The following is a 12,841-nucleotide window of genomic DNA, read 5'->3' as shown; positions in this document are numbered from 1 at the left end:
TTTATTTATTCCAACTCTCTTTAACAATTTTGCCTGTTTTATAATAAATGGCAACGTATTCAATAAACTTGTTAAAATCCGTATTTTGTTCCACAATGCGATTAGCAGATTGCCAATCTATTTCGGTTTTGCGTTTGGCAGGCAATAAAATTTCGCTTTCGTTTAAATCGTCTAAATTCAAAATTATCACACCAATGCCGTGTAATGCCGACAAAATCCGCAATTCTTCCTCGGTGTGTTCACCAACAATGGCGGTGGTCACCAAATAGCCTTCATTTGCCCAACTGGAATTGCTGACCGCTTGGAAAAAACTTTCACGCACATTTCCACCGTTTAATTCGCATTTTACTTCAAACGACCACAATACCACATTTTTCCCTGAACCCAATTTAGCACAATCTTGAATATCTTGTGTCCATTGTTTATCCAAGGCTTGCATAGCGACAATATCAGGGTGTAGCCATTGATTACCTTTGTGGCCACGATTGTTTTTAGAGCGTTTTTCATCAATCCGTAAACAGTACAAGTTCAATTCTTGTGATAAAAATTGCATGAGTTGAGGATACACATCATGTTCAGAGATTTTTTTATCGTTGACTTGAACAAAAGTGTTTTCAGAAAAAGCACCTTTTGTTGAATTTCCTGTTTCATACCAAAATAAGCGCGGACGCGGTTTATCCTGCATTTGAATGTCGGGGCAACGTTTTAAAATGGCATCTTTTTGTGAACCAATTTCCGCCACAATTTGTTGCATAAATTTCCCTTCATCCGTAAAGTTGGCTTTTTTCTCTTGATAATCGTGCGGATATTGCGCAGTAATCGCTTTGGCAATTTGGCGAGCGGTGAATTTTTGTTGTGGATTTTGCCGTAAAAAAGTGACTACTTTAGCGGCTTGACTGAGTGTTTTCATGGCTATTTTATTTCCATAAATTTTTAGATTAACTAAAATATCAATGAGTTAAAATCGGAACAAGTCTATATTGATGTAATAATTGCTACAACTTTTTTCTGTTTATGCAAAAAAAACCGCTTGGGTTAATTTTTTAAATGGCAAGGGATCCCAAAGCGGATATTGACGGAAAACTTTGAATGAAATATTTTTAATTCAAAAACAAAAAAGCCAATGGGATTGATATTTCAATACACACCACACTGGCTCATTGAGTCACCCCCTTAACGATGACTTGCTAACCAGTTCACCGCAGCTTGTGCCATAGTTGCAGGGCCGATAATCAATGCCTCTTCATTGAAGACCACTTTAGGGTGGTGTACCGCATAGACATTGCCGTCCGCATCCGGTTGCGGGCAAGACACAAAGAAATAGCAGGATTCAGGCAATTGACTGGCGATATGGGCATAGTCTTCGGACGCTAAAATAGGATCAATATATTTCACCGTATATTCAGAACCTAATGCTTCTTCTGCCGACGCCTTGACCAACTCAGACATGGTAGGCGTATTGACCAACGCAGGCACATTCGCTACTTCCTCATAGACTGTCTCGGCTCTGAATGCCTTACCGATATGCTCGACAATTTCAGGCAATCGTTTTGCCATGTGTTTAGCCGAATCATCGTATAACGAGCGGGAAGTTCCTTCCAAATACGCATTAGGAGGCACAATATTGATTGCCCCGCCCGGTGCACTGATCGATCCTATGGATAAAGAAGCCCCTTTGCTGGACGGCAACTCACGTGCCAAAATACCGTTGGCGCCGTTAATAATTTGCGAAGCCACAAACACAGGATCGACACCGTTATAAGGCATCGCACCGTGTGCCCCTTTGCCCTTAATCTCGATTTTAAAATTCAATGCAGATGCCAATGCAGCTTCTTTATTTATCAAAATCCCTGGTTTTTCACCATTAGGCCACATATGGAGTGCTAGACCAGCATCCGGTTTTGGGTTTTCCAACACCCCTTTTTCGATCATCAACTTACCACCATTCAGCGTTTCTTCGGCAGGTTGGAATAAAAATTTGATTTGCCCTTGCAACTTATCTTCATCTTCTTTGAGCATGATCAGGGCAACCAATAAACTTGTCGCATGAATATCATGACCGCACAAATGTGCACATTGATTTTTGGCGGCAAATTCCAAATTTGCTTCTTCGACCATCGGCAAGCCGTCCATATCCGCACGCAACAACAACGTCTTACCCTTGCTCGGATCGCCCAACGTCCCCACTAGAGCATAGGCATCGTCCAATTGACGATACTGAATATTATGTTCGTCCAATTTTTTCTTAATCAACGCCATGGTATCGGGCAACTCAAAACCCACTTCAGGGTGTTGATGGATTTGTCTTCTCACTGCTTTTGCTTCATCAAAAAGCTCTCTTGCACGTTCTAAATAGGACATCGCAAATTCCTCACTCAAAATATATTATATCAAAGCATGCACCATGCACCATGCACCATGCACCATGCACCATGCACCATGCACCGCACTTATTGTAGCACCATATATATCGGATTAATACTACTTTTGATTTACTCATCAATAATCTCCTTTAGTAAAAGAAGATTGACAGATTATACTCAAAAAAGAAACGGCACACCGTATCGGATTATTTAGATTTTAAAATATCCCATACACAACAGCAGAGATTACAATAAGCCCATGATCATTACAGGAATTATCGGAGATTACTATTTCTCAAAGAGTTAGTAAGAAAACAGCGCGTTATTATAATTGAATTAAAGCTACTAAGGTTGTCAAAGGATAAAGGATAAAGGATAAAGGATAAAAAATAGAAATGAATAATGTTATGTTAGAAAAATACGTGGATTAATGTATGAGTTAAAGAATTTAGCTATAAGATTACTTGGGGCAACAAAGATATAAAAAAACCCAACATAAAAGTTGGGTTCTGTCATTATAATTTTAATGATTACTCTGCAACAATAACAACATTTAATGTTGCAAATACTTCGCCGTGTAATTGGAAACGGACTTGGTGTTCGCCGGTTGTGCGAAGTGGTCCTGTTGAAAGGCGAACTTCACTTTTAGCGATTTCAACACCTGCCGCAGTTACTGCTTCAGCCACATCACGTGCGGTGATAGAACCGAATAAACGACCTTCATCACCGGCTTTAGATGTAATAGTAACAGTTGCCAATTCTGCTAACTGATTAGCACGAGCTTGTGCTGTAGCTAGAACTTCTGCTGCTTTACGTTCTAATTCAGCACGACGACTTTCAAAATATTCAATATTAGCTTGAGTTGCCATAACTGCTTTACCTTGTGGAATTAAGAAGTTACGAGCAAAACCTGCTTTAACGCTAACTTGATCACCTACGTTACCGAGATGAGCAATTTTATCTAAAAGAATTACTTGCATTACCGTATTCTCCTTAAATTACTGATGATTGTCAGTGTATGGAAGTAACGCTAAATAGCGAGCACGTTTGATAGCACGAGCTAATTGACGTTGATACTTCGCACGAGTACCGGTAATACGGCTTGGAACAATTTTGCCGCTCTCTGTGATATAGTTCTTCAATGTAGCAATATCTTTATAATCGATTTCTACTACATTTTCCGCTGTAAAACGGCAGAACTTACGACGACGGAAATAACGTGCCATTTGGCTAGTCTCCTACTCTATAAATTCGATTTGCTCGGCATGCAATATTAATTGATTTAAACCATTTGAACTTCTATGCGAAGTAACAAAACCTACAACTAATAATTGCTGACCGACCGTAATGCTTTGAGTTTTCTCTATTAATTGATTGCCACTAATTTGGATGGCTATTTTACACCATGCTTGACGGGTAAAACCTGCTTCTTTTTTATTTGAACGATGTTCCAAATAGAAAAGGCAATGATCAATTCCACTTGGGCTTTTGTTTCGTTTTGGAAAATCAGCAACTTTGCCAATTAACGAAAAACGATTATCAACCTCTAAATTACTCTTCAGCATCCTCAAAATCGTTGTTTTCAACTTCAGTTAAAGGCTTACGCTCTTCACGTGCTTTAACCATTGGGGACGCTTCTGTTACGGCGTGCTTAGTACGAATAATTACGTTACGAAGAACTGCGTCGTTGTAACGGAAAGTTGTTTCTAGCTCGTCGATGACTTCTTGAGGCGCTTCTACATTCATTAGCACATAATGTGCTTTGTGTAATTTATTGATTGGGTAAGCTAATTGGCGACGACCCCAATCTTCTAGGCGATGGATTTGACCGCCAGCTTCTTTAACAGAACCTGTATAACGTTCAATCATACCGGGTACTTGTTCGCTTTGGTCCGGATGAACCATAAATACGATTTCGTAGTGACGCATTACTGCTCCTTACGGGTTAATCAGCCTCCGATTATAAGACCAGCCACCAATCTTGCGGAAGCAAGGAACGAAAATTAACTATGGCTGTAAGGTTGGCGATTATACAGAGATTAAAAATAAAGCTCAAGTGAAAAGGATAAAATTTCGGTATTATGTAGCAGTTGCACAAAGATTTTCCTTTTTGTTTCTGCTACATTTTTCTTATCTGTTATAACCTAAAGGTAAGGAAAACGCAATGAAACACTCTCAGGCTATTTTATCAAAAACCTTGATAGCAGCGATTGCTGAATGAGAACAAGAGGGTGAAGAGCTTGAAAAGAAAATCGCCTTACTTGAACAGCAGTTAAAAGATATTTACCAAAAACTCGCTGATTATCGTACCGCCCTTAACCATACCAAAAATACGCCATTTTCCACTGGTAAGAAAGAGAGAAATGCTCGTTTTATTACTTCCCCACAAAAATTAGTTGCCAATATACTGAAATCACAGCCTGATAAATGGCTCAACACGAATGAGATTACCCACCGAGCGATGAAATTAGACGGACAAAAGATAGGACACACCTTGCCAAACCCACAAACCCAAACGGTTTATACGGTATTGCGGTATTTAATGGAGAAAGGATTGGTTGAGAAAGGTTGGATTGAGGAAAAATGCCATTGGCGGTTAAAAGCAAAATAGAGACAGATGTCGCTATTCTTGTTTCAGCTTCCAACGTACTTCTACCACATTCTTTTCAAGGCGTTCTACAACGCCTTTATCCAACCAATGCTTTAACGCCCCACGCATTGATACGGTATGTTGAGCTGTGATAGGGGTATCTGCTTGACCGTCCTTAATTAGCACTAAGCTAATCAATTCGCTCACGGTAAAATAGCGGTTTGGTTCTTGCCTTAATACTTCGATTAACATCTTCCGCAGCTTACCTTTGAAATGGCGTTGATGTAATTTATAGGTAAAATAGGCGGTATTGTATTTATCGGCGGAATGGCGATGTTCTAATACCTCAAGGGCGTGTCGGAGCTTTTGTAGCTTATCGTCCACAAGGGCTAAATGCTTTACAACTTGCTCACGTTCACGCTCGAATAAGCGGATTTTACGTTCAATTTGATTAATGCAGACCGATTTTGCCATTATTGCCACAATACCTCTTGATGCACGATTTTGCGTTGCCAACAACCACACCACTCATTGTTTTCATTAGTGGTATGTAAACATTTATCTAAGATATCATTAAACTGCCAACCATTCGGCTTTCTGCGGTTATCCTCACGGTAAGCCACTTCATTCGCATAATTGAGCAGATAAGCATTACTCATTTTATGCACTTGTCCGTAATACATTCGCTTAAAGCGACTGAACAGGCTTTCCGCTTGGTTATTTGTTATCCCTAAATCGCTACGGTATTCTTCCTTGTGATTGACCGTGCGTAAATCGTAACGTGGCAATAACACATCGTAGGCAGAGCTTTCATCGGTATTGATACGGCTATTGGCTTGAATAAAGCGGTTCGCAAACGTATTGACGACAGGCTCCGTTTCGGATTTTGCCACCATTACCAGTGAACGTTTTGCTCCGCAATGCAGTACACTCTCACACTTTTACCGAATAATGCTCACGAGCGACAATCACACAACGTTTATCAGGGTGTTGATTGGCTTTCAAACGATAATCCAAGCGGTCAGATTTCTTATTTTCTTTACGAGGAGCGGGGTAAACATAAGAGCTGTCCATATCGACTTCCCCCTGATATGGGCTGTAAATCACGTGTATCTAATAAGGCTTTGCGGATTTTATGCGACAAAACAAACGCCGTGCGGTAATTGACTCCCGCATCACGGGCCAGTTGTAATGAAGAAATGCCTTTGGCGACATTAACGAATTTGGCAATGATGTAGAGATAGGTTTGTAACGACTTCTTGCGATTAGCAAAAATCGTGCCTGATGTAATGCTGAATGTATGGTTACAATGCTTGCATCGCCACTGCTTACGGCTGGCAATAAAATAGGCTTTATGTTGTACGCCACATTTCGGGCAGCACACATTTTCCTGACTTCCCCAATGAATTTCACACAGCATCGCAAACCCTTCGTCATCAGATAGGCGGGCTATCTGTAATGACGAAGCGTGCGGGCTTTGCTGGAAAGAAGAAAATGTTGAGACATAAGAGATTGCAGTTAAACCTTGATTAAACTAGAATATGAAACATCATTCATATTGATTGTGCACAAAGTATCACAATCATTCACTTTTAACAAGAGAAATGTGAAATAATGTGCATATCAAATCGTTTAAAGCAGGTTCTTGAAGCTAAAAATATGACTGTGACGGAGTTCTCAAATGTGACGGGAATCTCGTATCGCTCTGCAATGAATTATCTTAATGAGGGACGAGATCCGAATGTTGAAGCATTGTTGAAAATTCGTCAAGCATTCGGAATAAGTATTACTTGGTTACTGACTGGGAATGGGACGATGTTCCAAACCATCTCCCAAGAAAATATGTCTAATCAAGAGGAAAAGCTCATCGCATACCTACCGTGCAATGCCTGAAAACCTCAAAGAAGCTTTTTCGATTTCTTTTAAAGAAATTTCAAAAATCGATAATGTTTAATATAGTAAAAAGCCATCTGAATTTGCATTCAGATGGCATAATGTTATTTTAATCCCCAATAAACTAAACCTTTATGTGGCAATTTGATGTTAGGCAACCAAAAATCTTTGCCTTTCCAACCTTTATTTTCATCACCAACTACAAGGTAAAGTGTTAAAAACAAATCGTTTGGATATTTATCACCTAATTTACGATCATCTTCAGAAAGCATTGTACCAGTAGCTCTACCAATTTTTCTTCCCTTTTTGATTAAAACATAATTATTAAAACTTGGGCGTTGAGTTTTTAAGGCTTGAATACTGGTAATAAATTTTTCTTTATCCCAATCATCAGATTGATAATTACCTAGGTTTTCTAAAATTAAAAATAAGGTTTCACTGTCAATTTGATATAAATCTTCCTTAATTGGATTTTGCTCAATAGCAGAAAGTAATCCGTTGATTTGGGCTAAATTTTTTTCATTTGGCTTAAATGGAAAATAATTTACACCGCCAACAAGTTGATTGATTGCATCTGATTTCAACACATTTTTACGTGTTGGGTTGATATTTTTCGGATAAATAATTTGTACATTGCCGTTTAATTGCTTGGCTTGTTCAATAATTAAATTATTTGCTTGATTAAGCGATACAAAAAATTTATATACATCCGTTGGCATATAAAGCCTTAACAGAGATGTATCACGATCATAACCAAAAATGCGAGAATGCTGCCAAAAAGTATCTGCATTTGGCTTTTTGGCTGTACGACTATAATAAACTGTTTGCAGTTTTGGAATAGTTAAACCACGCCCAATCACATTACCGCCAATCACGATATTAAACTCTTTTTCTAAATCAAAATCAGATTCAGTTTTAGAATTTAGCACAACAACATTAATTCGTTTATTTTGCAAAAGTGCGGTCAGGTTTTCGTAGATTTCTTCAAAGTGATGAATATTGGGTTTAGTTTTCTGTAAATCTTGATAGCTTTCTTTAAAACTATTTGCAAAATTTTCATCATTATTTACGGCGTATACTAACTCATTTAAACAAGATTTAATTTTATCTGCAAATGCTTTATGATCTTGGATTTTATAACTTGGGTGTAATGCAAAATTACAGTTAGTTTTATTGCATAAATCAAATTCTGCACAAGTAATCATAAATGATTGTAACGCCTGTTTAACACCATAAGGAATATCGCTACTATCATCTTTAATCTCATCTAATTCGCTGTCAATCGCTCGGAAAATATAACTTGGTGGATCGGAAAAAACAAAATTTCCGCCAATATATTTCTCACCTGGTTCAAAGAAATGAATAAAATCAGGCTGCCAATTAGACTCCAAGTGCTGCAACAATAAGGATTGTGGCGTTGCCGTTAATTGAATAAATAAACTTTGACAACAGCTATTTTTGATTTCATTTAATAATTTATTGACTGTACTAGCATCTTTGTCATGTTTATTTACATTAGTATTGAGGCTTGCCGCATCAGCTTCGTCGTCCACAATCACTAGAGGGTAGCCTTTTAAATTTTCTTGGCTTTTAAATAAGTTTCGCCAACGTCTTAACACACTAGCATTTTTCTTGATAACTACTAAAATCGGATTATCTGCTTTCATTACTTGAGTAAAACTTTTGTCATCATCTTCTGATAAGACGATAAATTTATCCAAACTTGCTTTAGCTCGTTTTACGGTTTGCTGCTGTAAATCGACACTATCAGTAGTCAGATAAAGGAAAATTTTATGATCGCCATCGTCAGCCAATGCACTTAATACACCTAAAACTTGGGCTGTTTTACCACTTTGTACATTGCCTAATAATAAAACATTTTGGGCTTTCTTTAGCTCAATTTGAGCCAATTTATCCATAAATCCGGAAACGGTGTTTTTTATAGAATCAGCTAATTCAGGTGGTGTAAGTTGATTTAAATAGGTTTGCAGCATTTAGTTTTTCCCCTTAAATGAAAGTAACCAAATATCGGGATTATCCGTTGAACGAAATTCAAAATGATCATTACCGTATTTTCGTAGAGTTTCTTCAGTGATCTTTTCGCCTGTTTTTAAACAGTTGGCACTTTCTAATCTTCCTTTAATCCATTTTCCTAAGGTTTTTAGATCGTTTTCGGAACGGAAGTTTTCCGTTGATAATTTTTCACCTTTATTTTTTGGTTTTGAATAACAAGGAAATAACCAACCGTCATCGGTAATCACTTGAATTTTTCTGTTCGTTGGATAACCCTCTTGCCGAACAATTGTCGCAGGAATAATAAGTTCTACTTCATACCAGGGTCTTGGCAAAACTTTTCTACCCACTCTTGGATCGCCAAAGAATACATTTAAATTACTTTTAGGTTCAGTTTTTGCAGGAATTTCAAATTTATATTGAGATGTTTTTTCAAAATAAGAAACCAAATGTTCAGGCGAGACCTTTTGTACACCTAAACATTGAGCTAAATTAATATTATGATCTCTAAAATGATCGGGGCGTTTAGCTTCTTCTAAGTGTTTCCCCAATTTAGAAATTGTCGTTTGAATATCTGTTCTTAATGAGATCGCAGGTAGTTTTTCAAGATGAAACATAGTTTCATAGGTTCTTTCTGTTTTATCCCAAAAACACGTTAAATTTGCTGAACCAATTAAACCTTGTATTTCATTTCTATTTTTGAATGAATACATTTTGCCGTGAAATTTAACAAAAGGAGAAACATAAACCGCACCACGCTGTTCTTGCTGCAAAAATTGATTAAGTTCACACAAGCTATCATATTGAAGCTGACTAAAACCTTCTAAATAGTGCATTCCAACCAATAGCTTAACAGTTTGAATAGATTGATTATGTTCCAAAATTTTGTGTAATTCTTTTACTGCATCATTTGAAACATAACCAGTCGTCATCAGGACTTCATCAGACGACATAAATAAATCTGTCCAAACTTTATTTAAAGATTTTGGGGTAATACGTGCATTGGCGATATTAGAAAAAACGGTGTTCATTATTTTCCTCCACGAATTTTATTTAAACGGTTTTGGAAGACTTCTGTTTTTTCTATTTCCAATTTTTCGTGTAAATCTACTTTTTCATAATTATCCGAGAAAATAGGCAAAATTGCTTTTGCAAGCTCTACTACGCCTTGCGGTGGAACAGCATTGCCAATTTGACGGCGAACTTCAGTAGCTGAGCCAATAAATTCAAAATCATCAGGGAAACTTTGCAATCTGGCACGTTCACGATTAGTAAAGGCTCGAGGCTCAGGAAAATGATAGCCCCAAGTGCCACCACCGCCAGCTGCAATAATGGTTTTTGATGGTTCATCTCTATGCATACGGCGGTAAACGTGGCTAATCATTCCTTTCACATACAAAGGATGATCTTTCGGAATATCGGTAAAATTACCCCCCTCGGGAATAAGTGACAGCATTTGACGAGTTTTATCGCTAATTTTCATCAGCTCATTGTTCATCGCATCGTTTGGAATATTAGAAACAGCTTGACCTGCGGTAACGTAAGGTTTTAGCCCATTTTCACCTCTTGCATTATGAGTTGGCATTGGGTGTTGAAAATTAAAGCCAGTATCTAAACGTACGCCGACAATCAGCACACGTTCACGAAATTGTGGTACGCCAAATTCGGCAAAGTTATACAACTTAGCTTGAACGTAATAACCGCAGCTTTCAAAATCAGTAATAATTTGTTGAATGGCTTTTTTCTTATTTGCTGTCAGCAAACCTTTCACATTTTCTGCTACAAACACTTTCGGTTTTTTGGCATTCACAAAGCGTAAAAAGCTCTTGTAAAGATTGCCTCGCTCGCCATCTAGGCCAGGCTGTTTCCAAATCATCGAAAAGTCTTGGCACGGAAAACCACCAAGAATAATATCGCAGTCGGGAATCGTAGGATCATTTGGGTTAATCTGTTCAATATCACCTTCTACAATTACATCACCGATATTTTTACGGAAACTTTCGCATGCCCAATGAGAAAAGTCGTTCGCCCAAACTGTTTCGTAACCAGCTTGGTGAAAGCCAAGATCCAAACCTCCACAGCCTGAAAAAAGAGAAAGGATTTTTGGTTTTGGTTGCGTACCAAATAAAGAGAGTTGATTAGACTGCATAGGATTTTACTCCCATACAAAAAGTTGAAAAAATTCTTTGAACGAATTTTTGTAAAGATCTATTCTGTTGCAACGCAACGCAACGCAACGCAACGCAACGCAACGCAACGCAACGCAACGCAACGCAACGCAACGCAACGCAACGCAACGCAACGCAACGCAACGCAACGCAACGCAACGCAACGCAACGCAACGCAACGCAACGCAACGCAACGCAACGCAACGCAACGCAACAATGTTAATTGTAAAGCAAATAGTGTCAAGAACATTTTAAATCCTTAAAATAAATGAATCTCGAATTATGCCGCAGAATCATTTCGCTTACTATCATTTCTATACCAAAGATTTAGTAAACCAAAATCTGCTTGTTATTGATGGTAAACGGTACTATCGTTGTCCTTAAATATTTAGCAAGATACCCCTCAGAATTAGCCACCTAATCACTCAAAATAGCTCAATAATCATACAACCTTTGAAAATCAGATTGAACAAAAAATCATCAATTAAACACACAAAAATCCCCAAATCTCTATTATTTTTCACAAAATAGTAATTTAATATCAATAATTTAAATTTATTTTTTATATTCCATCAAAAATAACTTGACAGACTTTTGAATTTTTGCTTGAAAGTATCACTTGACAATACCCCTGTTACTATTATCATTTTTGGCACGAATAATAGTCCCTTTATTACAACTTTTGATTGTTTTTAAGTCTAAAAAGGCTTGGAAAATTGAGAGTGGCAATAAAGGGATTTTTGTTTTTATGGCACAGCATTTCCTGTTATCTGCGAACGCTCGCCACTTGTCACTGACACAAGTGGTTGGGCTTGCTGATGCAGAAATACAGGCTCTACTCAAAAAAGCCCGCTGGGGAACGGAAGATGAACAAGTTTGTCCTCATTGCGGTGTCCGTCATTCCGCCTACTTCACTAACACTCGCCAACAATGGCAATGTAAGCATTGCCACACTCGTTTTTCGATTACGACAGGCACAATTTTCCAATTTCATAAACTCTCATTACGTCAGATTTTGATAGCTCTGTATTTGTTTGCCACAGAAAGCACAGGCTTATCGGCTATTTCGCTTTCTCACAAACTCAATGTGCAATATAAAACGGCTTGGGTATTGCTACATAAATTGCGAGAGTCGTTCAATCTCACTAAAGATTTAACTCCCTTATCAGGTGAGATACATTCAGATGGCTGCTATGTGAATTACTACATTCGCCCAAAGAATTTTAAACATAGACGGATAGATAGACGAGCCAAACGCAATCAACGTAAAGACAAGGCGTGTGTAATCGTTTTCCGTCAACGAGCCACCAATCAATCCATAATGAAAGGTGCAGATAAAAGTATTGTGGCAATGATTAAGGAAGAAAATGGCAATGATATTCTTGCTCTCACGCATCACTTAGTGAAAGCCAACAGCGTAATTTGTGCAGATGAAAATGCCGCCTATGGCCTGCTCAACATTCATTATCGGTTAGAACGAGTGAATCACTCACAAGAATACTGCTCAATAGACGGCATCACCAACAACCTTGTCGAATCGTTTTTCGCTCGATTTAGGCGAATGATGACAGGGGTTCATCACCGAATCAGCAACCGCTATATGATGCACTATGCGAATGAAACCGCTTGGCGGGAAGATGAACGCCGTAAAAGCGAGAAAGAAAAATTTACCCAATTACTCAACAAACGCCTAAGCTGTCCGCCCTCACGGCATTTTGTCGGTTATTGGCAAGGCAATAAAAGACCGCCTGCTACCTTTGGAATAGCCAGTTTAAGCGAAAATGCAGCAGACTATCACATTGCTGTTTAATCAC

General features: G+C 38.2%; 14 protein-coding genes and 2 pseudogenes. 3 read left to right on the top strand and 13 right to left on the bottom strand.

Annotation, left to right across the window (positions count from 1 at the left end):
• Position 1: 1 nt before the first annotated feature.
• The 7 genes from HSM_RS03110 to rpsF all read right to left on the bottom strand — a co-directional run bounded on the left by HSM_RS03110 (position 2) and on the right by rpsF (position 4,292).
• Positions 2-910 (bottom strand): COG2958 family protein, encoded by a 909-nt coding sequence (locus HSM_RS03110; RefSeq protein ID WP_012341434.1) that lies wholly within the window; start codon positions 908-910, stop codon positions 2-4.
• 263 nt (positions 911-1,173) lie between these two features.
• A complete protein-coding gene (locus tag HSM_RS03105; RefSeq protein WP_012341433.1) occupies positions 1,174-2,361 on the bottom strand; it encodes a M20 metallopeptidase family protein in 1,188 nt (395 codons plus the stop codon).
• A gap of 10 nt (positions 2,362-2,371) precedes the next feature.
• Positions 2,372-2,500 (bottom strand): hypothetical protein, encoded by a 129-nt coding sequence (locus HSM_RS11125; protein ID WP_265468973.1) that lies wholly within the window; start codon positions 2,498-2,500, stop codon positions 2,372-2,374.
• 393 nt (positions 2,501-2,893) lie between these two features.
• On the bottom strand, positions 2,894-3,343 hold the full coding sequence (gene rplI, locus HSM_RS03100) for a 50S ribosomal protein L9 (RefSeq protein WP_011609589.1): 450 nt from the start codon (positions 3,341-3,343) through the stop codon (positions 2,894-2,896).
• Between the two features lie 18 nt (positions 3,344-3,361).
• Positions 3,362-3,589 carry a 30S ribosomal protein S18 gene (gene rpsR, locus HSM_RS03095; protein ID WP_005759927.1) on the bottom strand — a complete coding sequence of 76 codons (228 nt, stop codon included), beginning with the start codon at positions 3,587-3,589 and terminating at the stop codon, positions 3,362-3,364.
• A gap of 12 nt (positions 3,590-3,601) precedes the next feature.
• Positions 3,602-3,928, bottom strand: a complete 327-nt coding sequence (priB, locus tag HSM_RS03090) for a primosomal replication protein N (protein WP_012341432.1) — start codon at positions 3,926-3,928, stop codon at positions 3,602-3,604.
• Positions 3,915-4,292, bottom strand: coding sequence for a 30S ribosomal protein S6 (gene rpsF / locus HSM_RS03085; protein ID WP_012341431.1), 378 nt, complete (start codon positions 4,290-4,292; stop codon positions 3,915-3,917). Before rpsF ends, priB begins: the two co-directional genes overlap by 14 nt.
• Before the next feature lie 532 nt (positions 4,293-4,824).
• On the opposite strand from rpsF, the gene HSM_RS10970 reads away from it, so the two are divergent.
• Positions 4,825-4,974, top strand: coding sequence for a hypothetical protein (locus HSM_RS10970; RefSeq protein WP_006251201.1), 150 nt, complete (start codon positions 4,825-4,827; stop codon positions 4,972-4,974).
• 12 nt (positions 4,975-4,986) lie between these two features.
• Here the strand turns inward: HSM_RS10970 and HSM_RS03080 are convergent, their stop codons facing one another.
• Both HSM_RS03080 and HSM_RS10550 read right to left on the bottom strand, forming a co-directional pair.
• A complete protein-coding gene (locus tag HSM_RS03080; RefSeq protein WP_012341430.1) occupies positions 4,987-5,427 on the bottom strand; it encodes a hypothetical protein in 441 nt (146 codons plus the stop codon).
• Positions 5,427-6,459, bottom strand: a pseudogene (locus HSM_RS10550) (IS1595 family transposase). Before HSM_RS10550 ends, HSM_RS03080 begins: the two are co-directional and overlap by 1 nt.
• Before the next feature lie 108 nt (positions 6,460-6,567).
• On the opposite strand from HSM_RS10550, the pseudogene HSM_RS03065 reads away from it, so the two are divergent.
• Positions 6,568-6,907: pseudogene (locus HSM_RS03065) on the top strand (helix-turn-helix domain-containing protein).
• Between the two features lie 43 nt (positions 6,908-6,950).
• Here the strand turns inward: HSM_RS03065 and HSM_RS03060 are convergent.
• From HSM_RS03060 to HSM_RS10935, 4 genes are read right to left on the bottom strand one after another with little or no spacing between them, the layout of a single operon-like run.
• The gene (locus HSM_RS03060; RefSeq protein ID WP_012341427.1) at positions 6,951-8,840 is read right to left on the bottom strand and encodes a Z1 domain-containing protein; all 1,890 of its coding nucleotides are present in this window, start codon (positions 8,838-8,840) and stop codon (positions 6,951-6,953) included.
• A complete protein-coding gene (locus HSM_RS03055; RefSeq protein ID WP_012341426.1) occupies positions 8,841-9,890 on the bottom strand; it encodes a restriction endonuclease PLD domain-containing protein in 1,050 nt (349 codons plus the stop codon).
• Entirely contained in the window at positions 9,890-11,008 is a 1,119-nt protein-coding gene (locus tag HSM_RS03050) for a DNA cytosine methyltransferase (RefSeq protein WP_012341425.1), read from the bottom strand. The genes HSM_RS03055 and HSM_RS03050 overlap by 1 nt, the downstream gene beginning before the upstream one ends.
• A gap of 59 nt (positions 11,009-11,067) precedes the next feature.
• A complete protein-coding gene (locus HSM_RS10935) occupies positions 11,068-11,277 on the bottom strand; it encodes a hypothetical protein (RefSeq protein WP_041605011.1) in 210 nt (69 codons plus the stop codon).
• A gap of 498 nt (positions 11,278-11,775) precedes the next feature.
• Between HSM_RS10935 and HSM_RS03040 the strand changes: the two genes are divergently transcribed.
• On the top strand, positions 11,776-12,837 hold the full coding sequence (locus tag HSM_RS03040) for an IS1595 family transposase (protein ID WP_012341423.1): 1,062 nt from the start codon (positions 11,776-11,778) through the stop codon (positions 12,835-12,837).
• Positions 12,838-12,841: the final 4 nt, after the last annotated feature.

The organism is Histophilus somni 2336, assembly GCF_000019405.1.
GTDB lineage: Bacteria > Pseudomonadota > Gammaproteobacteria > Enterobacterales > Pasteurellaceae > Histophilus > Histophilus somni.
This window is presented reverse-complemented; position numbering and strand designations above follow the sequence as displayed.